This is a genomic window from Taibaiella lutea (assembly GCF_008629695.1).
Taxonomy (GTDB): Bacteria; Bacteroidota; Bacteroidia; order Chitinophagales; family Chitinophagaceae; genus Taibaiella; species Taibaiella lutea.
On record NZ_VWSH01000001.1, the window covers coordinates 711,715 to 738,535 of the forward strand.

At 38.1% G+C, this 26,821-nt stretch carries 27 protein-coding genes; 16 read left to right on the forward strand and 11 right to left on the reverse strand.

The genetic code is table 11. The features are described 5' to 3' along the window. The first annotated feature begins 72 nt into the window (after positions 1–72). From F0919_RS02975 to F0919_RS02985, 3 genes are all read left to right on the forward strand, one after another. Positions 73–645, forward strand: a complete 573-nt coding sequence (locus F0919_RS02975) for a pentapeptide repeat-containing protein (protein ID WP_150031226.1) — start codon at positions 73–75, stop codon at positions 643–645. Positions 646–829: 184 nt separating this feature from the next. Continuing rightward, complete coding sequence (locus F0919_RS02980) at positions 830–1,291, forward strand: transposase (protein ID WP_150031227.1); 462 nt, start codon at positions 830–832, stop codon at positions 1,289–1,291. Positions 1,292–1,562: 271 nt separating this feature from the next. Then, positions 1,563–2,741, forward strand: a complete 1,179-nt coding sequence (locus F0919_RS02985; RefSeq protein WP_150031228.1) for an acetyl-CoA C-acyltransferase — start codon at positions 1,563–1,565, stop codon at positions 2,739–2,741. 98 nt (positions 2,742–2,839) lie between these two features. Here F0919_RS02985 and F0919_RS02990 read toward each other — a convergent pair whose 3' ends face one another. Beyond that, on the reverse strand, positions 2,840–3,502 hold the full coding sequence (locus F0919_RS02990; RefSeq protein WP_150031229.1) for a DUF1345 domain-containing protein: 663 nt from the start codon (positions 3,500–3,502) through the stop codon (positions 2,840–2,842). A gap of 98 nt (positions 3,503–3,600) precedes the next feature. Here F0919_RS02990 and plsY point away from each other — a divergent pair, with 98 nt between their 5' ends. Then, entirely contained in the window at positions 3,601–4,230 is a 630-nt protein-coding gene (gene plsY / locus F0919_RS02995; protein ID WP_150031230.1) for a glycerol-3-phosphate 1-O-acyltransferase PlsY, read from the forward strand. 106 nt (positions 4,231–4,336) lie between these two features. Beyond that, on the forward strand, positions 4,337–5,008 hold the full coding sequence (locus F0919_RS03000) for a spermidine synthase (protein WP_150031231.1): 672 nt from the start codon (positions 4,337–4,339) through the stop codon (positions 5,006–5,008). A gap of 87 nt (positions 5,009–5,095) precedes the next feature. Here F0919_RS03000 and F0919_RS03005 read toward each other — a convergent pair whose 3' ends face one another. Continuing rightward, a complete protein-coding gene (locus tag F0919_RS03005) occupies positions 5,096–5,962 on the reverse strand; it encodes a sigma-70 family RNA polymerase sigma factor (protein ID WP_150032088.1) in 867 nt (288 codons plus the stop codon). 260 nt (positions 5,963–6,222) lie between these two features. Between F0919_RS03005 and F0919_RS03010 the strand changes: the two genes are divergently transcribed. The 3 genes from F0919_RS03010 (at position 6,223) to F0919_RS03020 (ending at position 8,893) form a co-directional block, all read left to right on the forward strand. Further along, entirely contained in the window at positions 6,223–6,606 is a 384-nt protein-coding gene (locus F0919_RS03010; RefSeq protein WP_150031232.1) for an START-like domain-containing protein, read from the forward strand. A 133-nt stretch (positions 6,607–6,739) separates the two neighbouring features. Further along, complete coding sequence (locus tag F0919_RS03015; RefSeq protein ID WP_150031233.1) at positions 6,740–8,212, forward strand: LptF/LptG family permease; 1,473 nt, start codon at positions 6,740–6,742, stop codon at positions 8,210–8,212. A gap of 18 nt (positions 8,213–8,230) precedes the next feature. Then, entirely contained in the window at positions 8,231–8,893 is a 663-nt protein-coding gene (locus tag F0919_RS03020; RefSeq protein ID WP_150031234.1) for a phosphatase PAP2 family protein, read from the forward strand. On the opposite strand, the gene F0919_RS03025 is transcribed toward F0919_RS03020, so the two are convergent. The 4 genes from F0919_RS03025 to F0919_RS03040 all read right to left on the reverse strand — a co-directional run bounded on the left by F0919_RS03025 (position 8,887) and on the right by F0919_RS03040 (position 11,332). Beyond that, complete coding sequence (locus tag F0919_RS03025; protein ID WP_150031235.1) at positions 8,887–9,243, reverse strand: YraN family protein; 357 nt, start codon at positions 9,241–9,243, stop codon at positions 8,887–8,889. The genes F0919_RS03020 and F0919_RS03025 overlap by 7 nt on opposite strands. Before the next feature lie 31 nt (positions 9,244–9,274). Continuing rightward, positions 9,275–9,937, reverse strand: coding sequence for a DUF4159 domain-containing protein (locus F0919_RS03030; RefSeq protein ID WP_150031236.1), 663 nt, complete (start codon positions 9,935–9,937; stop codon positions 9,275–9,277). After that, complete coding sequence (locus tag F0919_RS03035; protein WP_150031237.1) at positions 9,930–10,646, reverse strand: RsmE family RNA methyltransferase; 717 nt, start codon at positions 10,644–10,646, stop codon at positions 9,930–9,932. Before F0919_RS03035 ends, F0919_RS03030 begins: the two co-directional genes overlap by 8 nt. A gap of 77 nt (positions 10,647–10,723) precedes the next feature. Continuing rightward, positions 10,724–11,332: a hypothetical protein gene (locus F0919_RS03040; RefSeq protein WP_150031238.1), complete on the reverse strand. Its 609-nt coding sequence runs from the start codon at positions 11,330–11,332 to the stop codon at positions 10,724–10,726. Positions 11,333–11,413: 81 nt separating this feature from the next. On the opposite strand from F0919_RS03040, the gene thiL reads away from it, so the two are divergent. Then, entirely contained in the window at positions 11,414–12,445 is a 1,032-nt protein-coding gene (gene thiL / locus F0919_RS03045; RefSeq protein WP_190277240.1) for a thiamine-phosphate kinase, read from the forward strand. A 43-nt stretch (positions 12,446–12,488) separates the two neighbouring features. Here thiL and F0919_RS03050 read toward each other — a convergent pair whose 3' ends face one another. From F0919_RS03050 to F0919_RS03060, 3 genes are all read right to left on the reverse strand, one after another. Beyond that, positions 12,489–13,574 (reverse strand): efflux RND transporter periplasmic adaptor subunit, encoded by a 1,086-nt coding sequence (locus tag F0919_RS03050; protein WP_150031240.1) that lies wholly within the window; start codon positions 13,572–13,574, stop codon positions 12,489–12,491. An 84-nt stretch (positions 13,575–13,658) separates the two neighbouring features. Next, positions 13,659–14,330, reverse strand: coding sequence for a YggS family pyridoxal phosphate-dependent enzyme (locus F0919_RS03055; protein ID WP_150031241.1), 672 nt, complete (start codon positions 14,328–14,330; stop codon positions 13,659–13,661). Positions 14,331–14,356: 26 nt separating this feature from the next. Beyond that, positions 14,357–15,040, reverse strand: coding sequence for a metal-dependent transcriptional regulator (locus F0919_RS03060; RefSeq protein WP_150031242.1), 684 nt, complete (start codon positions 15,038–15,040; stop codon positions 14,357–14,359). Positions 15,041–15,234: 194 nt separating this feature from the next. Here F0919_RS03060 and F0919_RS03065 point away from each other — a divergent pair, with 194 nt between their 5' ends. Further along, on the forward strand, positions 15,235–16,530 hold the full coding sequence (locus F0919_RS03065; protein ID WP_150031243.1) for an ABC transporter substrate-binding protein: 1,296 nt from the start codon (positions 15,235–15,237) through the stop codon (positions 16,528–16,530). A gap of 149 nt (positions 16,531–16,679) precedes the next feature. Here the strand turns inward: F0919_RS03065 and F0919_RS03070 are convergent, their stop codons facing one another. Continuing rightward, complete coding sequence (locus F0919_RS03070; RefSeq protein WP_150031244.1) at positions 16,680–17,774, reverse strand: acyl-CoA desaturase; 1,095 nt, start codon at positions 17,772–17,774, stop codon at positions 16,680–16,682. Positions 17,775–18,036: 262 nt separating this feature from the next. Here F0919_RS03070 and sppA point away from each other — a divergent pair, with 262 nt between their 5' ends. From sppA to F0919_RS03090, 4 genes are all read left to right on the forward strand, one after another. After that, complete coding sequence (gene sppA / locus F0919_RS03075; RefSeq protein ID WP_150031245.1) at positions 18,037–19,830, forward strand: signal peptide peptidase SppA; 1,794 nt, start codon at positions 18,037–18,039, stop codon at positions 19,828–19,830. Positions 19,831–20,099: 269 nt separating this feature from the next. Further along, positions 20,100–20,477 carry a T9SS type A sorting domain-containing protein gene (locus tag F0919_RS03080; RefSeq protein WP_150031246.1) on the forward strand — a complete coding sequence of 126 codons (378 nt, stop codon included), beginning with the start codon at positions 20,100–20,102 and terminating at the stop codon, positions 20,475–20,477. Positions 20,478–20,577: 100 nt separating this feature from the next. Further along, entirely contained in the window at positions 20,578–22,830 is a 2,253-nt protein-coding gene (locus F0919_RS03085) for a RelA/SpoT family protein (protein ID WP_150031247.1), read from the forward strand. Positions 22,831–22,978: 148 nt separating this feature from the next. Next, positions 22,979–23,584 (forward strand): WbqC family protein, encoded by a 606-nt coding sequence (locus F0919_RS03090; RefSeq protein ID WP_150031248.1) that lies wholly within the window; start codon positions 22,979–22,981, stop codon positions 23,582–23,584. A gap of 160 nt (positions 23,585–23,744) precedes the next feature. Here F0919_RS03090 and F0919_RS03095 read toward each other — a convergent pair whose 3' ends face one another. Further along, positions 23,745–24,731, reverse strand: coding sequence for a 3-hydroxyacyl-CoA dehydrogenase family protein (locus tag F0919_RS03095; protein WP_216629360.1), 987 nt, complete (start codon positions 24,729–24,731; stop codon positions 23,745–23,747). Between the two features lie 293 nt (positions 24,732–25,024). Here F0919_RS03095 and F0919_RS03100 point away from each other — a divergent pair, with 293 nt between their 5' ends. Next, positions 25,025–25,684: a hypothetical protein gene (locus tag F0919_RS03100; protein ID WP_150031249.1), complete on the forward strand. Its 660-nt coding sequence runs from the start codon at positions 25,025–25,027 to the stop codon at positions 25,682–25,684. A 117-nt stretch (positions 25,685–25,801) separates the two neighbouring features. Then, on the forward strand, positions 25,802–26,785 hold the full coding sequence (locus F0919_RS03105) for a pyruvate dehydrogenase complex E1 component subunit beta (protein WP_150031250.1): 984 nt from the start codon (positions 25,802–25,804) through the stop codon (positions 26,783–26,785). Positions 26,786–26,821: the final 36 nt, after the last annotated feature.

Consider the following 26,821-nt stretch of genomic DNA (forward strand, 5'->3'; position numbering starts at 1 on the left):
TTATTCAGCCTTACTACCTACAACGAAAAGAAGAATGAATTGTACTTTTGTCTGCTTTATAAACAGCGGCACATGGAATCCATATTCGAATCAGACAAGACTTTCGATAAAATAAGCTACATCGAAGAGCCATTACCTACCGGTGAATACGAATATTGTACTTTTTCAAATTGCGATTTTTCCAATTCAGATTTAAGTAACATTCAGTTTCAGGAATGCACTTTTATAAGTTGCAATCTCAGCATAGTAAAGCTTACAAAAACAGCTTTAAGGAATATTGCTTTCAGGGATTGTAAAATGCTTGGCCTGCATTTCGAGCATTGTAATCCGTTTGGACTTTCCTTTAATTTTGAAAATTGCCAGCTTAAACTCGCTTCTTTTTATCAGACAAAACCCAGGAAGGTTATTTTTAAAAATTGCAGTTTGCAGGAAGTAGATTTTACCGATAGTGATTTTTCAGGTTCTGTATTTCAAGATTGCGATTTGCTTCAGGCCATTTTTGAAAACACCAATATCGAAAAGGCAGATTTTACTACTGCCAATAATTATTCCATTGATCTGGAAAAGAACAAACATAAAAAAGCACGATTTGCCATGCCGGGCATTGCAGGACTGTTGAATAAATACAATATTGAGATATTGTAATCAATATTTGAACGCTATTGCCGTGGTGGGTGTCTCACCCACCATCTAACATATACGAATGTTTGAAGCAAAAATCATATCTTCAACTATCATGTATACAGGCAATCACAGGCGAAAATCTACTTTAGATTATAACAACCTTTATTTTTGGACTGCTACCATTCATAACTGAAATTTACTTTTAATGGATGATTCCTTGAAGATGGAAATAATCAGTTCATTACAATATTTGAAATCCAAAAATCTGATTGAGGTCTATGGATTTGTAATTATGCCAAATCATATTCATCTGATATGGGAAATGTTTGGTAGTAATGGTAAAGAGTCCCCAATGGGTTCATTGCTGAAATTCACGGCACATCAGTTCAAAAAGCATTTACAGAATACTAATCCACAAAAACTAAGCCAGTATTTCGTTGGTACAAAAGAAAAAGTCTATCAATTTTGGCAAAGAGATTCCTTAGGAATACCCATGTTTTCAAGAGCAGTTATTATTCAAAAAATGGATTATATCCACAAAAATCCGATTTCAAAAAGATGGAACCTTGTTGAATATTATGATGAATATTTATTCTCTTCGGCAAAATATTATACAACCGGTGTTGATGAATTTAATTTATTGACGAATATTCAGACAATTCTTTAGTATCAGAATTGGTGGGTGGGACACCCACCACGGCAATGATACAATATTGAGATATTGTAATCAATATTTGAACGCTATGATACTTTAACCATGCGACAATTTAATCATCTCTCCTACCCGATGACTTTGGTCAATTAATGTGCTTCGCTGCACTACATAAATCAATGCTTATCATGGCGTTGCTTAAATTATTGATACCACTATTGCCTGCGTCAATGAACTTACGTTCATTAAATGCCTACATTTGACGCGTTTTTAAAAATATTCTCAAATGAAAGAAGTAGTCATTGTATCTGCTGTGCGCACTCCGATAGGAAGCTGGGGCGGATCGTTAAAAGATTTTTCAGCTACCCAACTGGGTGCTATTGCTATCAAAGGTGCTTTGGAAAGAATTAAATTAGAAGGAAAAGAAGTTACGGATGTTTTAATGGGTTCTGTAATGCAGGCCAACCTGGGTCAGGCTCCTGCACGTCAGGCTGCAAAATTTGCAGGCTTACCTGATACGGTGAATTGCACTACTGTAAACAAAGTTTGTGCCAGCGGTATGAAGGCTATCATGCAAGGTGCACAAGCTATTATGCTGGGCGATGCTGAAGTTGTTGTTGCAGGTGGTATGGAAAGTATGAGTAATGTTCCTTTTTACAGTCCTAACATGCGTTGGGGCAATAAATATGGCGATATTAAAATGATTGACGGCCTTGCTAAAGATGGTTTGACTGATGTTTATCATAATTATCCGATGGGTAATGCTGCTGAAAATACTGCAGCTGAAATGCACATCAGCCGCGAAGCACAGGATGCATTTGCTATCGAAAGCTATACACGCAGCCAGGCTTCTGTAAACGGCGGTAAATTTGAAAATGAAATCGTCCCTGTTGAAATTCCTCAACGTAAAGGCGATCCGGTTGTCTTTTCTAAAGATGAAGAACCTTTCAACGTGAAATTTGATAAAATTCCTCAATTGAATTCTGCCTTCACAAAAGGTGGTTCTGTAACTGCTGCAAATGCTTCTACCATGAATGATGGTGCTGCTGCGGTAGTTTTAATGAGCCGTGAGAAAGCTGCTGAATTAGGGTTGAAACCACTGGCGGTTATCCGTGGTTATGCAGATGCAGAACAAGCTCCTGAATGGTTTACCACTTCTCCGTCTAAAGCAGTGCCGAAAGCAGTTGCTAAAGCCGGTCTGAAAATGGAAGATGTTGAGTTCTTCGAGTTGAACGAAGCATTTAGTGTGGTTGGCCTGGCTAACTGTAATCTGATGAATTTGAAACCGGAGCAAGTTAATGTAAATGGCGGTGCAGTTTCTTTAGGCCATCCTTTAGGTGCAAGTGGCGCGCGTATTGTTGTTACTTTGTTGAATGTTTTGGAACAAAATAATGCAAAAATAGGTGCTGCCGGAATTTGTAATGGTGGCGGTGGTGCAAGCGCACTTGTAATTGAAAGATTATAATTAAGTTTTTTATTTAGAAAATAGCCTTCCTTTAAAAGGAAGGCTATTTTTTTTGTCTGAGCTATAATTGATTTGATTTTAATGACTTTATGGAAATCTTACTTCGACAATCCGGCAAGCACATTTACCGTCAGCGCAACAACGATAGTATTAAAAGCAAAGGCCAGCAAACTATGAAACAAGGTCAATCGTCTCAGGTTTTTGGAAGTAACTGTTACATCCGAAACCTGAAAAGTCATTCCGATTACAAAGGAATAATAAGCAAAGTCAACAAAATCAGGATGTAATTCATTAGGAAAATCAAGACCGCCGGCATGTTTGCTTTTATCATCTTCATGATTGGCATAAAACAAATGCGCATATCTCAAAGTAAAAACAGTGTGTACCAGAATCCAGGACAACAATAATCCTGCAATGGCACTGAATAAGGTATAAGACATGCCCCGGTAAGAAACACTTTTGTCCAACAACATCTTCAAAACCAATCCCATGGCTAAAATAGTTGTTACAAGGGCAATTACAAATACTGCAATTTTATTTACATTTTGAATGCTTGCCTCGGCACGGATTTGTCTGTGTTTTACGGTCCAGAAGGTAATCCAATTCAAAGTGAGGAATAAAAAGCAAAAAATATCCCAACTATTTATGCAGCGTACGGTTATATCTGGTAATTCATTTTTAGTAATAAAAAACATTAAAACACCCAAAAAAAGGCTTAAAATAAGCTTCTGAATGGCATTCAATTTATTGACGAATTTCATACTTTCAATTTAGGACTACAAGTTAATGATTTGCAGTTAAACTATGATTTCCTGAAATTGTTACTTATATTTGCCCTTTCCAACAACGACAACAATTAATGAATATTATATTCCTTTTAACACTTGCATATTTATTAGGTTCGATTCCAACAGCGGTATGGGTTAGCAAAAGAGTTTATGGATTGGATATCAGGGATCATGGAAGTGGGAATGCAGGAGCTACCAATACCTTCAGGGTTTTAGGAAAGAAAGCAGGGATATGGGTAATGATAGTGGATATGTTAAAAGGCTTTGCTGCCGTTAAGTTGTGCTACCTGTCTGCACATCCTATCCATTCGGAAGCAATGGTAAACCTGCAGGTTGGACTTGGTCTTGCAGCTGTTGTAGGACATATTTTTCCTATATGGGCAGGTTTCAGAGGAGGCAAAGGTATTGCAACTTTGTTCGGAATGATTTTAGCTATTCAATATTATGTTGCATTTAGTTTGGTAGGTGTATTCTTAGCCATGTTATTCCTGACCAATTATGTATCATTAAGCTCCATTGCTGCAAGTGTGGCCTTCCCTGTATTGATTCTTTTTATATTTAAGGACAAGGCTCCTGAGATTTCCTATAAATTATTTGCCATTGCTACTGCCTGCATGGTTGTTTTAACCCATCATAAAAACATAAGCCGCTTGTTGGCTGGCAATGAAAGCAAGGTTAAGCTGATTAAGAGGAATAAATAGATAATTTTTCTTCAGAATACAGAGCCTTTTACCGATTTGAGTAAGAGGCTTTTTTATTTTCAGCCAAAGAGCGTATTTTGCTTGAATTTCATTAAAAAAAATATTAGTGTTCCATCCATTTTTTAAAATATCTCCTTTAAAACGGCTCATCAGCTACCTTATTCCCGTAACGGTTGCCAATAGTTCAGGCAGCCAGAACCGGCATCTGGAATTTATGCTGTACCGTAATCAGTGGCAACTGGCTACGGAAGATGCTTTATATTCGGACGGTACACGTTATGAGCCTTTTAGAGTAGCATTTAAGCATGTTCCCAAAGCAACGCTTGCCGGCATTAAGGATTGCCTGATTCTCGGCACAGGACTGGGCAGCATAGTTCAGATATTGACAGGCAAATACAAAAGCACACCAAATTTTACTTTGGTAGAATATGATGAAATTATTTTGAAATGGGCATTGGAAAGTTTAAACGCGATGGGTATCAAAAAGTTGAAACCACATTGTGATGACGCTGAAAGTTTTGTTACAAAAGACAAAGGAAAATATGACCTTATATGTGTCGATATTTTTATTGGAAGAGAAGTGCCCGTTCAGTTTACAAAAATGGATTTCTTAGTTGCTACAAAAAGGCTGTTAAAGCCCGGCGGCACCTGGATTATGAATTACATTGTGAATGACAGCAAGGAAACGATGCAATTTTTAGGCAATATAAAATCATTGTTTCCTGATGTTGAAGTAATTGAAAAGAATCAGAATATGCTTTTAATTGCAAAGCATTAAAGGCGGAATTAATCAGGTCTATACAAAATTAAAGCGCCCTCTTTTTATAGAAGGCGCTTCGTTATTTAAATGGGACAGGATAATTCCTTAACCCAAATAGGATTTTAATAATTTACAACGATTGGTGGTTCTCAATTTTGTAATGGCTTTGTCTTTTATTTGGCGTACTCTTTCGCGGGTCAGGCCAAATCTTTCACCAATATCTTCCAAAGAAACCGGGTTCTCAAAACCGATGCCAAAGTACAAAGTCAATACATCGCGCTGGCGGTCTGTAAGTGTACTTAAAGAACGTGTTACTTCCAGTTTTAAAGAATCATTGTGTTCAATTTGTCTGTCTGCTTTTAATGCATTTGAATTTTCAAGTACATCCAGTAAGGTATTGTCTTCACCATCAATAAACGGTGCGTCCATGCTTACGTGGCGGGCTGCAACACCCAATGTTGTTTCAACTTCTTCCAGTCCGATATCCAGCAGTATGGCTAACTCTTCGGAAGATGGTTCACGCTCAAACTCCTGCTCCAGCATGGAATAGGCTTTGCTGATTTTATTGGTAAGCCCCACTTTATTAAGCGGCAATCTTACAATACGGCTTTGCTCTGCCAATGCCTGTAAAATGGATTGACGAATCCACCAAACAGCGTAAGAAATAAATTTAAATCCTCTTGTTTCATCAAAACGTTGTGCAGCTTTGATCAACCCTAAATTACCTTCGTTAATAAGATCGCTCAGTGATAATCCTTGGTTCTGATATTGTTTTGCCACAGATACCACAAAACGCAAATTCGCATTCGTTAACTTCTCCAATGCCTTCTGATCACCCTGCTTAATTCTTATAGCTAATTGCACCTCCTCTTCAGGAGTAATAAGGTCAACCTTCCCAATTTCCTGGAGATATTTTTCCAATGACTGGCTCTCCCTGTTGGTGATTGATTTCGTGATTTTCAATTGACGCATGGACATGAGTGTGTGTAGATTTTAATTACAAATGAAATGATTTAATTAATTTAACAAATAGAAAACATGTAAACAAAGCTAAGGATTCGGAAGTACGATTCCAAATTAAATTAATTAATTCTTAACACCCACCCAATAAGGGTTTTGGCGCGTCTCAGAATAAAAATAAAATAAAACTTCAAAAAAGCTTTGAAAATTGATTGCTTTTTCTATTATTGCAGCACAGAGAAAATAATTTCAATCATAAGAAGCCTAATAATATGAAGAGTAAAAAATCAATGTTTACGGTAGAGTTTCCGGTAAGGTGTTCTCCCGCTATTTTATATGAATTTCTATCGACCCCGAATGGCTTACAGGAATGGTTTGCAGAGAAAGTGGATCAAAAAGATGATACATTTTATTTTAGCTGGAGCAACAACACTGACGAAGCAGATCGCCTTGCTTTTGAAGAAAATGAATATGTACGTTACCGTTGGGAATATTATGATGATGAAGAGTTTTTCGAATTCAGGATTACACAAAGCGCTGTAACTAATGAAACAATTTTGCAAATCACAGACTTTGCCGATAAATCAGAAATTAAAGACCAGCAACAACTCTGGAATACACAGGTGAATGATTTGAAGCACCGTATCGGAAGCTAAAAATATTCAAAACAATTTGACAGACATACTAATAATGGTTGTCAGCCGTTTTAAAAAATACGAAGCGTATCTCAACGATACGCTTTATTTTTGCCGCATATTATAAATTACCATCCCGGTACGGAACACTAATATGAATATACGCCTTAAGAAATTAGACTTGTTGATTCTGCGCAGTTTCATGGGGCCGTTTATTGTTACGTTTTTTATTGTGTTGTTCACGTTCACCATGCAATTCTTCTGGCTTTACATGGATGAATTGATTGGTAAAGGTTTTGGCATTTTCGTCACCATCAAATTGATGGTATATATGTCAACCACATTGGTGCCTATAGCTTTGCCGTTAGGCATCCTGCTTGCGGCTATTATGACATTTGGGGGATTAGGCGAGAACTTTGAGTTAGTAGCTATTAAGTCTTCCGGTATATCATTGTATCGCTTTATGCGGCCTCTTACCATTTTCATTGCTATTATCTCCTTGTCTGCATTTTTCTTCAACAACTATGTTATTCCCGTAACAAATCTTAAAGCCTATTCTTTGCTTTATGACATGCGGAACCAGAAGCCGGCAATGAATATCAGGGAAGGTGTCTTTTATAATGAAATCGATAACTTTTCCATCAGGGTTGGTAAAAAAGGAAAAGACGGACAAACTATTAAAGACATTGTTATTTATGATCATTCTTCCGGGCGGGGCAATGATAAGATAGTGCTTGCAAAGGATGGTAAAATGTACCCTTCCAAAGATAAGCGCTCCCTTATTTTTGAGCTTAATGACGGCTGGCGTTACGAAGAGGACAATACCGAACAAAAGCATGCACAAACAAGAATGTATTTCGGTAAATGGTACAAAGTTTTCGACCTTTCAAAATTTACTTTTACCAGGACTAAAGAAGATCTGTTCAAGGGCAATAATGAGATGATGAATGTGGGCCAGCTTAATAGGAATATCGATAGCTTTACGCAAAGAAATCAAAAATCTCATGAAGACATTGCAAGATATCTGACACCTTATTTTTCCATATTTCAAAAGATGCCGAAAGACTCCCTTTTGGCGAAAAGGCTTACGGCAGATAAAGGCAAAGTTTATAATTACAAAAAGAGCTTTTTCAGCAATGTGCCTGATAGCATGAAAAGTAAGATGGCACTAACCATCGAAAACAATGTGCGGAATATGGAAAGATTGGTGAACATTGTTGCAGTGGAATCCAAAATAAGGGATACCAGCATGAACCAGTTTCAGATAGCATGGCACAAGAAGTTTACACTCTCTTTCGCATGTATGTTATTGTTTCTGATAGGCGCTCCTCTCGGAGCCATTATCCGGAAAGGAGGCTTAGGTATGCCTGTAGTCATTGCAATCGGTTTCTTTATCATTTATTTCATCATTTCAAGTACCGGCGAGAAGCTTGCACAGCAAGCCGCAGTTGCGCCCTGGTACGGCATGTGGCTTGCAACGGCTATTTTATTGCCGATTGCCTTTGTAATAATGGCTGCTGCACGTAACGATTCCAATATTTTCAACAAGGAATGGTATATAAGGATGTGGTCTTTTATAAGTAAGCTATTTAAAAAAGACAAGACAGAGATGATAAATAACAAATAACAAAATGGAGATACCAATATGCAAAAAGGTATAAATACAGTAAAAAGATTCAAAGAGATAACAATCGGAGCGCAGTATTTTATTGTGTTGTTTATCCTGTGGTTTTTTATTGGAGGTTATTTATTGATTCAGGAACAAGAAAGATCTATTTACAAGGCTATAAACAATCAGCATACAGCATTTAAGGATACCATATTTCCTTACATCACACATATTGGCGAAGCCTGGGTCATTATTCCTTCGCTGTTATTATTATTGTTTATAAAGGCATTCAGGAATAAGCGGTTTATATGGGCAATGGTTGCCTGTAACATAAGTCCATTTCTGATTACACAGGCTATAAAAGGAATTATCAATGCGCCAAGACCATTGAAATATTTTCCGGATATCAGTTTTATTCATCGTGTTGCGGGACAGCCGGAAAATTACGACTTCAGTTTTCCTTCAGGACATAGCGAAGGTTCCTTTGCATTCCTATGTTTCCTTTCGTTGATTTTGCCGAAACGTTATAGAATCTTTGGTTTACTTTTCTTTTTTATAGGGTTGATAGTTCTGTATTCGCGCATCTACCTTTCCCAACATTTTTTCAGAGATGTATATGTCGGAAGCCTTGTTGGCGGCTTTTCCTGTTTGCTTTGTTTCTGGCTGATAAATCCGTTCAGGCATAAAACGGATCAGTAAAATGCATCTTCAAAATGCATGATTTCCTTTACTATACCCGATTGAATAATAAGGCTGATAACGTCAAAACGTATTTTGATATATTGTGGTTTATCTAAACAATACTCTTCTGCCGCAACCTTCAGAAATCCTTGCTTACGTGGTGTTACTGCTTCTTCAGGAAAGCCAAAAGTATAATTACGCCTCGATTTTATTTCTGTAAAAACAAGAATGTCTTTATCCAGAGAAATGATGTCAATTTCTTTGTGGCCAAAACGAAAATTGAGTTCTAAAATTACGTGTCCTTTTTCCTGCAAATATTTGCAGGCAATGCTTTCGCCGGATTTTCCCAGTTCTATATGATTACGCACAACAGATCAATTTTACAGGAACATAATGCGGTTACATTGTTCCTTTTCCACCAAAAACATATTGAAGGATATTGGCGCCCATTTGTAAAGCTTGCAGACGTTTCTCTGCGCTGTCATTGTGAACTTCCTGGTCTTCCCAGCCATCGCCAATATCACAATCATAGGAGTAAAAACAAACCAGCCTTCCTTTATAAATAAGGCCGTAGCCATGCGGCTGCTTGCCATCATGTTCATGAATTTTGGGAAGCCCATTCGGGAAATTATATGTCTGATGATAAATGGGGTGCGAGAATGGCAATTCTACGAAATCAAGTTCAGGAAAAACTTTTTTCATTTCAGGGCGAACATATGGATCAATACCAAAATTATCATCGATGTGCAGGAAGCCACCGCTTTCTAAATATAATCTCAGATTTTTGGCCTCCGCATCAGAAAAAGAAATACGCCCGTGGCCGGTGGTATGTAAAAAAGGATAATTAAAAATATCGGCGCTTCCGACTTCGACCTGCGCCTGCTGCGTATTAAATCTGGTATGTAAATTCTGGTTGCAAAATTGCGCAAGGTTCTTTAATGCTGTAGGATTGGCATACCAATCCCCACCACCATTATATTCCATCAATGCAAGCTGCATTTGTTGGGCACCGGCAACAAAACCAAACATTATACAACACCATAAAACAAAAATTCTACGCATAGTTCAAAGCATTAAAAACAGTACAGACATACAATCCAGCAGTTTCAGTCCTCAACCTGTTTGCCCCTAAAGTCACAGGAACAAATCCTTTTTCTACACACAAATCAATTTCCTGTTTTGTAAAATCGCCTTCAGGACCAATTAAAACTACTGTATTTTTTTGGACCTGCAATGCAGTCAACAAAGAAGTTCTTTTTTCTTCATCAATACAGTGCGCTATTAATTTCTGCTCTATAGATTCGGCATGAACAAAAAATTTATTCAAGGCAACCGGTTCCAGCAATTCAGGCAAGAAACATTGTTGTGATTGCAACATAGCCGACACCAATATCCCTTCTAATCTTGAAGCATTAAATTTTTCTTTTTCTGTACGTGCGCTAATAACAGGAATAATTCGCTCTATGCCCATCTCTGTGGCCTTTTCAAGCAACCATTCATTTCTGCTGTTATTTTTTGTAAACGAAATAGCTAATGTAAACTTGTAAGGTCTTTCAGGCACTGCTTCTATCTTATCAATCTTAATACCGCATCTTTTTCTTTCAGCCGCAACAATAGTTCCCAAAACCTTTAATCCCTTACCATTTGTAAGCATGATTTGCTCGCCCTGCTGCATTCTTAAAACCTGAATAACATGTTTGGATGTAGGTTCATCCAACGTAATTGCTTTCTGGTTTTTCTCTATGGCAGGATGATAAAAATAAGGCAACATTATTGATGTGAGATTTGAGACATGAGATTTGAGAACTTACTATCTGGAATTTGCTTTTTATTTTTTGTTAACCGCTATTAATATTTGAACCTGTGTTCTATAATCCTTTCGACTACAGGCTTTCCTTCCGTTTTTTCAGATTCAATTACCTGGATGAAATCATCCCGTTTGTAAGTCATTTTGCGGGTGGTAATTACATTATCTGTTTTATGCCGCGTTTCCATATAGACAAGATTTACCGTACCGGAATACTTGTTGGCAGCCACATCCATTTTGCGCATAATAGTGTCTGGAGCAATGGCCTCATAATGAATATGAACCTCTTCCGCGTCTTCATTCTCGAAAGAATCAAAACGGTACCAGCCTAAATATTTTCTATCGCTGATATCTGCAATGTAAAAAGGATGCAATATAGTGTACCAGTTGGCGCTGTCAAAGGCAACAAATGCACTGTCTCTTTTACCATTTGCAATAACAATTTTCAATAAAGTATAAGGATTTTCCTTCTTTAAATTCCATTGTTGATTCAGATAATCCCTTATAGAAAAATAAGTATGGGTTGTATCTTCTACTTTCAAAGGAACTATTGGTGCTGCCTTTTGTTCAGTAGTAGCAGATTTTTGCTTTTCTTTGCAAGCGAAAAGCGTCAAACATAAAGCAATAGATAATATCAGAGGTAATCGCATATTGTGTTCTGTTAGAAACGCAAATGTAACAAACCTGATGCTTTATTTTTAAACAATTGCATTATACAAAACAAAATAAACATGAGTGAAGAACGTACGGAAGTAGCCTCTCTCGGAGAGTTCGGATTGATAGACCATTTAACCCGCAATAATGAAACCCGTCAGGCAAGCACAATTTTAAGCATTGGAGATGATGCAGCTGTAATTGATCAGTTCGGTAAGCAAACCGTGATTTCGAGCGATATGCTTATTGAAGGCGTACATTTTGATTTGATGTACACGCCTTTAAAACATTTGGGATACAAATCAGTGGTAGTAAATCTTTCTGACATTTGTGCCATGAATGCGACACCCACGCACATAACTTTAAACCTGGGCATCAGCAACCGTTTTTCCGTAGAAGCTCTGGACGAATTTTATGAAGGCGTTTATGCTGCCTGTAATTTTTACAATGTCGATTTAATCGGTGGCGATACGGTAAGTTCTCAAAGAGGCTTGATTATAAGCATTACTGCAATCGGTGAAATTACTCCTGATAAATTTGTAACGCGCAGTGGTGCAAAATCAAAAGACCTGTTATGTGTTTCAGGCGATTTGGGCGGTGCTTATCTTGGTTTGCAATTACTGGAAAGAGAGAAGAAAATTTTCCTCGAACACCCTGAAATCAAACCGGATCTTGAAGGCAGGGCTTATGTTACAGGCCGTTTATTAAAACCGGAAGCGCGTATTGATATTGTGGAATGGCTGGCTGAAAATGATATTGTACCGACATCTATGATGGACATCAGTGATGGTTTAAGTTCTGAAATTTTACATATTTGCAAACAAAGTAACGTAGGTTGCGTTTTGTATGAAGACAAAATTCCGTTTCATGATGAAACAAAGGAAGTTGCCTACAAATTCGATACAGACCCTACAGCCTGTGCATTAAGCGGCGGCGAAGATTATGAATTGCTCTTCACTATTAAGCAAGATGATTACGACAAGCTGAGAATGCAGGAAAAAATAAGTGTGATTGGTTATATGACAGAACCTGCGGAAGGTAAATATCTGATCACCCGAAAAGGTAACAAGCATGAACTGACCGCCCAGGGTTGGACTGCTTTTCAATAGAATAAAAAAAGATTCAGGTTTTCAAAGCCTGAATCTTTTTTTATTACTCTGTAATCTTTTTGACTTTCACCGGCATGTCTTGCTTCACTTGCATAATGCCTGTTGTCAGTATAGTATCTCCGGCCTGTAAGCCTTGCAATATCTCGACTTTAGCTTCCAGACGTTCACCGGTCTGCACCGTCACCATATCTACTTTTCCTTTACGTACAACTGCCACTTGTTTGTCACGAGTGGTCGGAATAATACATTGGGTAGGTATGGTAATTGCTTCGCTTTTCCTGTTTAATGTGATGAAAACATTGGTGAAGGTACCCGGCGACAATAAATGATTACTATTTGGTACAATAGCCCGCATGGTAATAGTATGTGTGGCAACATCAGCCTGTGGCTGGATTGCCATAATTTTACCCTGCATGGTATCATTATTTCCTGTAACCGTAAAATGCACCTGATCATTTTGCTTAACAATATCTTTGTATTGCTCCGGTACCAGAAAGTCCATTTTCAATGGATCAATCTGCTGGATGGTAGTAATTAACGTCGCAGAAGAAACAATAGCGCCAACACTAACATTACGCAAACCTATAATACCATCAAAGGATGCACGGATTTCCAATTTACGCAATTGAGCCTGATTATACGCAATATCTGCATCTATGGAGGCTATTTGAGTAACCGTATTATCGTATTCTTGCTTGCTGATGCCACTGATTGCCAACAATTGATCCTGTCTTTCTTTTGTAGTAACCTGAAGCTTTCTCTGCGCTCTTAATTTCTGAATCTGCGCATCAATGTCTGAGCTATTCAGAGATACCAATAAATCACCTTTACGCACAATACCGCCTTCTTTAAAATGAATAGCCGTAATACGACCTGCCACTTCAGGATAAACACTGATAGATTCGTTTGCCAACAGATTGCCGCTGCTTTGGTATATGCTTGATAACGGTGCCTGTTTAACAACGTATGCTTCCGCAACAAGTCCTTTAGGACCTTTACTTGTCTTCTCTTCTTCTTTCTTTTCCTTGCAACCCGTCATCAACGCGCTGCATGCAAATAAAGACATGAAAGTCAAACCCAAAAAGGGTTTTATATTGCTATCAAACTTTGAAACAAAAGTGTCTGGCATAAATAAATTTACAAAATCATCTACAATGGCGGGTTAGACCTTCAATTTCATTAGGGGTTTAACGATTCCAAAATTAATTATCTCTTATCTGTTTCCGAACAGCAGGCTGCCTATTCTGACCAGGGTACTGCCCTCCTCTATCGCTAAATTATAATCACCACTCATGCCCATTGAAAGTGTATTAAATTGATCGGAGGCTAAAAAATAACTTTGTTTCAGGATATGAAACAAAGCCTTCAGGTTTCTAAACTCGGCACGCACTTTTTCCTCATCTTCACTGAATGAAGCCATGCCCATTAAGCCATCGATTCTGACATTAGCCAATTGGGTTTGTTGCGCCGTAAACATCTCCATCAGCTCTATGGCTTCTTTTTCATCCAATCCGTATTTCGTTTCTTCCTCAGCAATGTGGATTTGTAATAAACAAGGAATTACCTTGTTATGTTTGGCAGCTTGTTTATTTATTTCTTTTAAAAGGCCAAAGCTATCCACCCCGTGAATTAAATGAACGAAAGGCGCTATATATTTAACTTTATTGGATTGTAAATGACCTATAAAATGCCAACGTATATCTGATGGCAATTGTGCCTGCTTTTCAACCAGTTCCTGCACATAATTTTCCCCGAAATCTTTCTGGCCTAAATCATACAAAGCTTTTACATCTTCAGCAGGTTTTAACTTGGAAACTGCTACCAATGTTGTTTTTGTAGGATTCAGTTCAGCAATTATCGCCCTATATTTTTCTTTGTTTACCATTATTGTTATTTGCAAAAAGGGATTGGTTATTTCTTTTTCACCGGCAATTCCACAACAAGAAGATTGGTGGTAATTTTATTGGAAAGCATAACAGGCGCAGCTTTGGCAATACTTACCATCACGCTGTGGTCAAAAGGCAATATTTCATCAATAGATAAACTCACACCAATATGCAGCCCGAATCTTTCCAGATGCTGTAAAAATGCGGAAGAAGTATCTTTTACAGCAACGAGTTTCAGGTTCTTTCCTGCTGCAGATTCCGATAAAGTTGTATTAGATGCAGGTTCCACTTCTCCGGCTGCATTCGGAATAGGATCTCCATGTGGATCGAAACGTGGAAATTCCAGAAATGCATCCAGTCGCTCTATCAGTTTAGAAGAACGTATATGTTCCAGCTCTTCTGCTACTTCATGCACTTCATCCCATGAAAATTGTAATTTTTCGTGAAGAAAAACTTCCCACAATCTATGTTTTCTTACAATCTGGATAGCAGCAGCAAGTCCCGATTTGCTTAATTGCGTCTTTTTGTATTTTTCGTAATTGATTAGTTTTTTTTCAGATAATTTGCGCAACATGTCCGTTACAGTAGCCGGCCTGGTGCTCATCTTCTCGGCAATATCATTCACCGACACTTCATGCGTGTCATTTTCCTGCTGCAAATAATAAATTGCTTTAAGATAATTTTCTTCTGTAAAACTTAATTCAGGCATATGGCGAAAGTAATAAGTTTACAATGCTTTGCCAAAAAGCTGTTGCGGAGTTGAAATATTCCTGAATGTATGTTACGCCATTATAAAAAAATTGTAAAATCGGGCTTGAGCATTATAGTTTTGTTAGATTTGCAATTCATCACCGGGGCAATTATACTTTTAAAAAAGCTTTATCTAAAGCCTTTATTTTATTTATGAGAAAAATCGTTGCAATTTCCTTCCTTACTGTTTTTTGCCTGTTTACTTCCGCCACAATTTCAAACGCTCAGTTTTGGAAAAAATTATTTGGCAAGGAAGAACCCAAATCCAATAAACCGGCACCTAAGAAAGATAATAAACCTATAAAACAAGCGCCCGTTGAAAAAAAACAAGCAGCTCCCGAATATCCCGCAACCCAAATGAAGGCGGTGTACAGAGTCGATGTTTTGTTGCCTTTATATCTGAATACGTTGGTAAAAGACGGCAAAGCCGTTTCTAAAAAATCGCCCGAATACGCAATGGGCGCCATTAACTTCTATGAAGGTATCAGCATTGCAGCAGAGGCTATGAATAAGCAGCATCTTAAGCTTGAAATCAATATTCATGATATCACGGAAGCAAATGAAAAGCCTGAAATACTGATTAAAAACAAAAAACTCGATAGTACGGATTTGATTATTGCTTATGTGCAATCCAATGACATTCCGGAGCTGGCTGCATTTGCCAAAAAGAAAAAAATCAATTTTGTTTCGGCGCTTTCTCCCGCAGACGCAGACACCAAAGACAATCCATATTTCATTTTAATCCAATCGACATTAAACACGCATCTGAATCAATTGGTTTCATTTGCTTCAAATAAATATTCAAAAAACCCGAAATTTATCTTGTATTCAAAGAATACAGGTGGCGAAAAAGAAGCTTATCAGCAAATCAAAACAGCCATTGAAACAGACAAAAATACTACCAGGGAAATTGATTGCTCCCAATTCAATTTAACAGCTGAATCTCTGGCAAAGCATTTTGATTCCACAAAAGTGAATGTGTTGTTTGTAAGCACTTTAGATATTGAACTTACAGAAAAAATTCTGAATACGCTGGCTGCAATGCCTTCTTCTTATCATTTTGAGATATTCGGGATGCCGTCATGGAAATACCTTAAAGGTTTGACGCAATCAAGTGCTTACATGAAACTGAGCATTCACTACACAACACCTTTTTATTATGATCCCACAACGGCCCCCGGAAAATATGTCAATACGGAATATGGCCTTACTTATGGTGGTGAACCTTCGGAGTTTGTATATCGCGGCTATGAATCCATGTATTGGCTATGTCATTTATTGACGCAATATGGTACTATTTTCAATACGCGTATAAAGGATGTGAGCGCGGCGCCTTTCACGCGCTTCGAAATTAAAAATACTTATTCCGAAGACAATGATTTTCTTTATCTGGAAAATAACAAATTGTATATACTGCATTACCAAAACGGCGGCTATGTGGTAGAGTAACAATAACCACAGATTCTGATCAGGTTCAATGACAGAAGTATTGTATGTTTATCATGCTAAACAATTACAATTAAAGCCTGCAATCCAGCAAATAGAAAAGCGGTTGACATTATATCAACCGCTTTTCTATTTTATTTAAAAGAAACGAATTATGCTTCCTGATTCTGTAATTTCAATTGATCTTCTACAATGGCTTTTTTCTGCGCCTGATACGGACGGTGATACTGTTCAATAAATTGTTTTTTAGAATCGCGGTAAGAATCGATGCCACCCAGAAAGTGCACGATACGCACATATACATAGGCAAGGTCCAATTGATAACCTAAGAAACCGGAACGCGCGCTTGCCGGGTACAAATGATGGTTATTATGCCATTCGCCCGCAACATACCCCGGCCATATCTGGTTGATAGACATGTCTTTTCTATTGAAATCTACGCCATCCACTCTTTTATCTTTTCCTTTACCGTGACCTTCATAGTTGAACGTACGAACACCTGCAGTCCAGACAAATGCGGAACCGAAGATGGCACAAGCTAAACCAATTCCCTGGCCGCCTAACAGATATTGTCCGATAAGATAGAAAGCACCAAACCAGAAACCCCAGTTCAGCAGCCAGCTTAACAAAACTCTTGCCGGATGATCAATACTGCCCCATTTTTTATATTGAGCATAGGTATTTGGAGTAACGCCCGTATGTTTCATCAGGTTTACAACACGTGCATAGTCTTCTTCCGAAAGGTTACGATTGATAGGCTGATGATTGGCATCTGCCAGAAAACAATACAGGAAACCTGCATTGGCATTGTAAGGGTCACCGGGTTCATCAGATTTGGCATGATGCACATGATGCGATACGGCATAGATTTCTTCAAAAACGGTTTTAACGACCAATTGCTGCGTTACAAAACGCCAGAAATTATTTTTGAAAGTATAAGCTCCGTGTGTACAATAGCGATGATACCAAATGGTACCATGTGTACCCATCAAAATCATACTATAAATAAATCCGGCAGCAACAAACCACCAGTTAAAATGGAAAAACAAAAAAACAATGAGGAAAGGTAAAAGGCTGAACATCTGAACCCAACTCGTAAAAGTCATCCAGTTTTTTCGATTTTTAAACACATTCAATCTGGATAAAAATTCACTGAAAATCTGTTTTGGTGAAGGTTTTACCAAATTGCCCTGCTCATCACGCCAACCGTAGGATGGCTGCTCCAACACATAATCAAATAGCGCCATTAAAAAAATTTAATAAAAACAAAAATAGATGATAATTATACCAAAATAACTATCCTTAATGGCGGTAAAGATAAATATAATTTGATTGATACTATCAATTAATTGTTACGAGTTCAATTAATTTATGTTATCTGTTTTAAGATAATACCGGATAAATCACATAATTTACATTAATCAATAAAAGCCTCTCTTAAAAACCACCTAATAGGGTGAAGCAAAGTGTCATCATAACTTTATCTTTGCTCAAAATGAATCTATTATAATGAAACAATTCTTTAAGTTTTTCTTTGCCTCTTTGCTGGCAATGGCAGTGGCAGGTGTGATTGTTTTCGCTGTTTTCTTTATGATAATCGGCGCTGTGTCACAATCTATTTCCGGCGCATTCAGCTCAGATGAAACTACAATCCTGAAAGACAACAGTATATTGAATATTGACCTGACAAAAGATTATCATGAATTGGGCGAAAGTAATTCACTGGCATTATTTACAGGGGGGGACAGTAAATCTACCGGATTACTGGATTTATTAAGGAGTATCAAACTTGCAAAAACAGATCCGAAAATCAAAGGCATATACCTTAAAACAGGAGGTTCCCCCAACGGTCAGGCAACGGCACAACAAATAAGGGAAGCGTTGAAAGATTTCAAACAAAGCGGAAAATTCATTTATTCTTATGGCGATTTTGTGCCTCAATCCGATTATTTCATCGCATCGGTTGCAGATGCCGTTTACATCAATCCATTGGGTTCCGTTGAATTGAAAGGGTTAGCCTCTAAACTGGTTTTCTTTAAAGGTGCATTGGACAAATTAAATGTTCAACCCGAGATATTTTATTGCGGTCAGTTCAAGAGCGCTACTGAGCCGTTCAGGATGGATAAAATGAGTGACCCGAATCGCAAGCAGATAGCAGCATTGCAACATGACATCTGGCAACAAATGGTAACAGCTATCATGGAACACACGCATGCAGACAGCAATACTGTGGCTTCCTGGGTACAGAATGGCACTATACAGACCGCATCAGACGCTATTAAATATAAATTGGCAGACGGCATTATGTACAAAGATGAAATAGAAAGTCTTTTAAGGTCGAAAACAGGCATTCCGGCTAAAGAAGATATTCGCTTTGTAGATGCAAATGATTACCTGAGCAACAGCAAACCTGATTTCAAAGGCGCACAAATTGCCGTGTTAGTTGCTGAAGGTGAAATTGTTGATGGCTCGTCTCAAAGCTCTTCTTATCAGATTGCATCGGAAGATTTTATTAAAGAAATAAGAAAAGTAAGGGACAATGATGATATTAAAGCGGTAGTAATGCGCGTAAACTCCCCGGGAGGAAGCGCTTTGGCTTCGGAAGTTATTTTAAGGGAATTACAGATTTTGAAAAAGAAAAAACCATTGGTAGTGTCTATGGGCGATTTAGCTGCAAGCGGTGGCTATTATATCTCATGTCAGGCTGATAGTATTTTTGCGTTGCCAAATACCATTACAGGGAGTATTGGTGTTTTTGGAATGATGTTTAATACACAGGCTTTTTTCAATGGTAAATTGGGCATTACTTTCGATGGAGAAAAGAATGCGCCTTATGCAGATTTTCCTAATGCAAATCGTCCTATGACTGAACAGGAAAAAACATTTATTCAAAATGGCGTCGATAGCATTTATAAAACTTTCAAAAGCAGAGTAGCTGCCGGCCGTAGATTAGATATTGCGTATGTGGACAGCATCGGACAGGGACGTGTATGGACAGGAACAGCAGGTTTGCAAAACGGGTTGGTAGATGCTATCGGCGGATTGGACAGAGCGATAACAAGTGCCGCATCTTTGGCTAAAATCAAAGACTACCACGTGGTGAACTATCCGAAGGTTGAAGACAAAATGTCCAGAATTTTATCCATGCTTGGCAAAAATTCTTCCAAAGAAAAAATAATGGCGGAACAATTGTTGGAACAGGAAATGGGTAAAGAATACCGTTGGTTCAGAATGCTGAAAATGATGCAGGAACAAAAGAACCATATCTGGATGATGATGCCTTACGTTCCTGAAATTAATTAAAAAAAACATACAACCGGATTAATGAAATGCATATACTATTCATTGCTTTAATCCGGTTTTTAAACTTTTTGGCACGGAATTTGTCTGTATTAATATAGCAACAGATAATGAACATTTCTTATCGCCATAGTTTTTGTCTATGTTATTTATTTATATTTTTAGAGCAAAAGTTATGAAGTTTTGAATTTGATTATTATCTTTGCCTTAATAGCAAGATTAAAATAAGGAGAAATCCTTTAATTTCAGCACATTATAAAAGTCATTTGACTATGAAAATTATATACAAACTGTCTCTTTTACTAAGTATGATACTTCTTGCAGAGTTAAGCTCTGTAAGTGTTTCAGCACAGCAAGGGGGTGAAAAAACATTAATTTCCAATCAAGACAGAACACTGACCGTTTATCCTATTCCTGCAAATAACAGAGTAAACGTCCGTCTTTCTTCGGCTTTACGTCAGGAAGTTGATAAAGTGGAAATTGTAAATCTTATTGGTCGTAAATTAACTGAACAAGTCATCATTGACAACAATACCACTGAAATTACTTTCAACGATTTAGGCGATTTCCCGGAAGGTATTTACATGGTAATGGCAAGGGATAAATCCGGAAAGATTATTCAGTCTTCAAAATTGGTTATCAACAGATAAAAATAAGATCGCCATTATTGAGGCGAAAAAATAAATAAAAACGGAAGCCCTCAAACGGTTTCCGTTTTTATTTGTACTTTAGTTTAATAGATATTATTTTATGAGCACTCCTTTATTATATACGAAATCAGTTGATGAAGAGCAAGAGAAGAAAATAATCCTTCGTGAATACCGCGCATTACTAAGAGCACTCAAACAACAGATTAAAAAAGGCGACAAAAAAATTATTCGCCGTGCATTTGAATTGGCTGCCGATGCTCATAAGGATATGCGCCGTAAATCAGGTGAACCTTATATTTTGCACCCATTAGCCGTAGCCAGAATTGTAGTAGAAGAAATCGGGCTCGGTGTTACTTCGGCATGTTGCGCGTTAATGCACGACGTGGTTGAAGACACCGAAATCACATTAGAAGATATTGCAAGCGAATTCGGCACTAATTTTTCACGCATCATAGACGGTCTTACCAAAATATCAAATGTAGTTGATATTAAAGCCAGCGCTTCTATGCAGGCTGAGAATTTCAGGAAAATATTACTGACTCTTGCGGAAGACCCACGCGTGATATTGATTAAGCTTGCAGACAGGCTTCATAACATGCGTACGCTCACCAGCATGAGCCGTGAAAAACAGCTGAAAATAGCATCTGAAACCACTTATATTTTCACGCCTCTTGCGCATCGTTTAGGTCTTTATGAGATAAAAACAGAACTGGAAGATCTTGCATTAAAATTTACGCAACCGGATGTCTATCTTGATATTGTACGACGACTAAAAGAAACAAAACGAGACCGTACCAAATATATTAATGAATTCATCAAACCGGTAAAAGAGGAACTGGTAAAGCATGATATTGATTTTGAGATTTATGGAAGACCTAAGTCAATCCACTCCATCCTCAATAAAATCCGCACCAAACATGTAACTTTTGATGAAGTATATGATTTGTTTGCCATCAGGGTTATTTTAAAATCACCTAAAGAAAGAGAAAAAGAAGATTGCTGGAAGGTATATTCTATTATCACCAATTTTTACCAACCCAGTCCCGAGCGGTTAAGAGATTGGTTGAGTATGCCCAAAAGTAACGGCTATGAAGCTTTGCACACCACCGTAATGGGACCGATGGGTAGATGGGTGGAAGTGCAGATCCGCACCGAACGTATGAATGAAATTGCCGAGAAAGGTCTGGCTGCGCATTGGAAATACAAAGAAGGAACACAAAGTGAAAACAAATTAGACGCCTGGTTAAAACATATCGGAGAAGTACTAAACAATCCTGATACCGACACGCTGGATTTTGTTCAGGATTTCAAATTGGATTTGTTTACCGAAGAGATTTATGTCTATACGCCCAAAGGTGATATGCGTGTTTTGCCGCAAGGCGCAACAGCACTGGATCTGGCTTTTGACGTACACTCTGATATCGGGGCCCGTTGTATCGGTGCAAAAGTAAATTACAGATTAGTACCTATCAGCCAGCAATTGCAAAGTGGCGACCAGGTAGAAATCATTACTTCTTCCAAACAAAAACCATCAGAAGACTGGCTCAACTTTGTAGTCACCGCCAAGGCGAAATCAAGGATTAAATATTACCTGAAAGAAGAAAAACGAAGAATTGCCGAAGATGGCAAAGAAGTGTTGTATCGTAAGTTGGATCACATGAAGCTACAGCCGAGCATTCAGAACCTGAATGAGCTTTGTTCTTTCTTTAAATTGCCTTCCCCGCTTGATTTATATTATGGTATTGCTGTTGGTTCGATCGACCTGAAAGTCTTAAAAACCTTTACCGTCAATGGAGACCGTTTACACCAGCCACAAAAAGAAACGAAACCTGATTCAGGCAAGCCTGCACACACACATACCGAACACGACAAGCATATTCCTGCAAAAGGTGGTGAGCTGGTAATCTTCGGCGAAAGCTCCGATAAAATCTTATATAAACTGGCGCAATGCTGTCAACCTATTCCGGGCGATGACGTATTTGGCTTTATAACTTCCGGCGAAGGCCTGAAAGTGCATCGTACTGACTGTCCGAATGCGGCACAATTAATGGCCAACTATGCACACAGAATTGTGAAAACCAAATGGGCCAAGAATAAAGAAATTTCCTTCCTTACAGGTGTTAAGCTTACCGGATTGGATGATGTTGGTATCATTCAGGGCATTACAACCGTTATCACAGGAGAGCTTCATATGAATATGCGTTCCATAAGCATTGATTCCAAAGACGGTGTTTTTGAAGGAAACATTATGGTTTTCGTTCATGACCGTGAAGAGTTGGATGAACTTTGCAGACGTCTTGGCAATATCAAAGGCATTACAAAGGTAGAAAGGATTGAAGCCAGTGAAGAGTAGATTTTAGATATCAGGCATTGGAAAGTATTTTCGTTACAGCCGTGTTTCCATTTCTTCATTTTAAAATATTTCGGGCCAAAAGTTGAAATTTATGACTGTGTAATCGTTCATAAAATTTACTTTTGGCTTTTAATTTTTTACTTCCCGAATGATATCTTCCTCTATTCCGTTTCCGCCGATATACTGGTGGGTAAAGGCTTGCCAAAGTAAAACCGTTACGATTGACCTCGGAGAGCATTATCAAAAAATGAGCTATAGAAACCGGTATTATCTGGCTGCTCCCGAAGGAAAAATATTAATGAGCCTGCCTTTGGAGAATGGAAGAAACCAAAGAATATCGATGAAAGATGTAAAGCTTTCCGATGAAACGGATTGGCAAAGCAATCAATGGAAAACAATCGTTTCTTTATACAACCGCTCCCCTTTCTTCGAATATTTTGAACATTATTTCAAACCCTTATTTGAAAAACCTTTCGACTCTTTGCATGCTTTCAACATCGCGGGTATTCATCAGATAAATAATCTTTTAAAATTAGGTTTAAACATTGAGACCACTGAAATATTTACAAAACACTATCCGGAAGGAATAACAGATTTAAGGAATACACTAAAACCACAATCAGAGCCTGAAGAAATGAAAACTACCGCGTATTATCAGGTATTTGAAGACAGGGCAGGATTCCAGTCAAATTGTTCCGTGCTGGATTTGCTTTTTTGTGAAGGAATGGCTGCGAGGGATTTTTTGCTGAAATAATAGAAATTGTTGATGTTGCTGTTGGTCAAAAGACATAACAACGTCGAAATAGCTAATAACTAAAAGGTTGTCAACTTTTTAAAAGTTGACAACCTATCACAAACAAAGAGGTCAAGCTTTCACAGCTTGACCTCTTTGCTATATATAATTCAACCAATTATTACATTTTCCATTGTTTGCTGGCGAAACGCTCGCTTACAACCAATTCTTTGCTACCCGGTGTGTATTTATAGAAACCTTCGCCGCTCTTAGCACCTAAGTATCCTGCCTGAACCATATTGCAAAGCAATGTAGCCGGAGCATATTTCTGGTTACCGAAGCCCATATGCAATACGTTCATGATAGAGAAGCAAGTATCCAGACCAATGAAATCAGCTAACTGCAATGGTCCCATCGGATGAGCCATACCCAGCTTCATGATAGTGTCAATTTCCTCAACACCGGCAACACCTTCCTGCAAAGCAAGGATTGCTTCATTAATTAAAGGCATCAAAATACGGTTGGAGATAAAACCAGGATAATCGTTTACCACACATGGCACTTTACCCAATGCTTTTGTAAGGTCATAAACTGTTTGTGTAACTTCAGCATCAGTAGCATAACCATTTATGATTTCCACCAAACGCATTACAGGAACAGGATTCATGAAGTGCATTCCTATTACTTGCTTCGGGCGTTTTGTGTAAGAACCGATACGGGTAATAGAAATAGAGGAGGTGTTAGATGCCAAAATTGTTTTTGGAGGACAAAGGCGATCCAATTCCTGGAATATTTTGATTTTCAAATCAATGTTTTCAGAAGCTGCTTCAACTACCAAATCAGCATCAGCAACGGCTTCAGCCATATCTGTATAAGTTTTGATATTGTTTACAGCATTTTGTTTCACTTCTTCTGTCAACAGGTTTTTAGCAATCTGGCGATCCATATTGGAAGCAATTTTCGCTACCGCTTTGTCCAATGCCTCTCTTGAAATATCAACCATGTGTACTTTGCAACCCATTTGTGCAAAAACATGTGTAATACCATTTCCCATTGTACCTGCGCCAATAACGGCTACAGTCTTAATATTGGCAATGCGTTCTTTTGCATTTGTATCTAATCCGATAGTTTCTGTTTTCACTGTCGTTTTTTCTTTTAATTCACTCATAAATAGTTCTAATTTTTTTTAAAAACGACTAAAGGTAGTTATTTTCATTTAAGAATTCTTTATCAGAATCCACGCCCACATGAATAATCTATTTAAAGATAATGTAACCCTAAATTTAATTTATTTATAATTTTAAAATAAGTCAAACAGTAAATTCCGTATTAGGGCTGCAAATCAATATTTTGAGAGATTACAATAACTTTAACTAAAATGAACAGGCGTTCACTAAATTTTCATGAATGGAATTATGACAATAACAGGCAGACGTAAATTTTTGACTTAAATCACTAAAAATGATTTTAAAAGAAAATCAGCAAAAATTACAAATTATTATTGGAATGCATAACTTTGCGCCCATGAATCGTAAAAATATCTTATTCGCTGCAGGTGCTGGCCTGCTATTGTTGGCATCTTGTCAAGGTGGTAACAATCCAAATATTGCCGGTAAATGGCAAGCTACATCTATCGTTGCTCCAACTCAGGATTCAATGATGCAATCTCAGATGAAGATGCAAATGGATCAGATTGATGCATTGACTACTGTTGACAGTGGCATGATCAACCGCTTCCATACTTCTGATCTTGAAACCGTTAAGAAAATGGCTAAAGAAGAAGTTGCAAAACAACCTGAGCAAATGAAGCAACAAATGAAAGAAGCTGCTGCTGAGTTTTCATTTGAATTGATGAAAGATGGTAAAGCAGTAACATTCAGCCGCGGCGGAAGCGATACAGCCAGCTGGTATCTTGGCGATAATGGCAAGAAATTATTCCTTGATCCATTTGAAAGCAAAAGCACCAATCCGATGGGAGCACAAAACGTAATGATTTTTGATATCATTCACGCAGGCAGCGATAGCCTTCGTTTACGTGTTCACCAACCTGTCGGCAACGATGTATTCGTTGATCTTCGTCCTGCAAAAGACAGCGACAAGAAAACAGAAGCAAAAAAATAATTAAAGAATTACAATAAGAAAACTACGCTATCCGACATAAACGATAGCGTAGTTTTCGTTTTATTTTTCAGAAGAATAGTTTACTTTTACCCCCTCTTAAAATAAGATTACAACTTTATGGCAGAAATAGCTTTTCGTCAAGCGTTGCGCGAGGCACTTAATGAAGAAATGCGTCGCGATGAACGTGTGTTTTTAATGGGTGAAGAAGTAGCGCAATACAATGGTGCATATAAAGTGAGCCAAGGCATGCTGGATGAGTTTGGCCCACGCAGGATAATCGATACGCCGATTGCAGAGCTTGGTTTTACTGCAATTGCAGTTGGTGCAGCTTCCAACGGCTTACGTCCGGTGGTTGAGTTTATGACCTGGAACTTTGCGGTACTTGCATTGGATCAGATTATGAACCATGCTTCTAAAATGCTTTCTATGAGTGCGGGTCAGTTTGGCTGCCCTATCGTGTTCAGGGGGCCTAACGGTTCTGCAGGACAATTAGGGGCGCAACACTCTTCCGCTTTTGAAAGCTGGTACGCAAATATTCCCGGCTTGAAAGTGGTTTCCGTTTCCAACCCTTACGATGCAAAAGGTCTTTTGAAATCTGCCATTCGTGACGACGATCCGGTTGTTTTCCTTGAGTCGGAAGTGATGTATGGCGATATGGGTGAAGTTCCTGAAGGAGAATACCTTATCCCGATTGGTAAGGCTGCTGTAAGAAAAGAAGGTACGGATGTTACCATCGTTTCTTTCAACAAAATGATGAAAGTAGCTTTGGCTGCGGCAGAAGAACTTGCAAAAGAAGGCATCAGCGCTGAAGTTATTGACCTACGTACGATTCGTCCTTTGGATAGCGAAACAATTATCAATTCTGTTAAGAAAACAAACCGTCTGGTAATTGTTGAAGAGCAATGGCCGTTTGCTTCTGTTTCTTCTGAAATCAGTTATCGCGTACAGAAAGATGCATTTGATTATCTGGATGCTCCGATTCACCGTATTTGTTCTGCCGATACCAATATGCACTACGCGCCTAATCTGGTTGCGGCTTATTTACCTGATGTACCACGTGTGGTGAATCTGGTAAAAGAAGTAATGTATATCAAAAAATAAATCAAAATTCTATCATAAAAAGGCAATCCTGTTTGG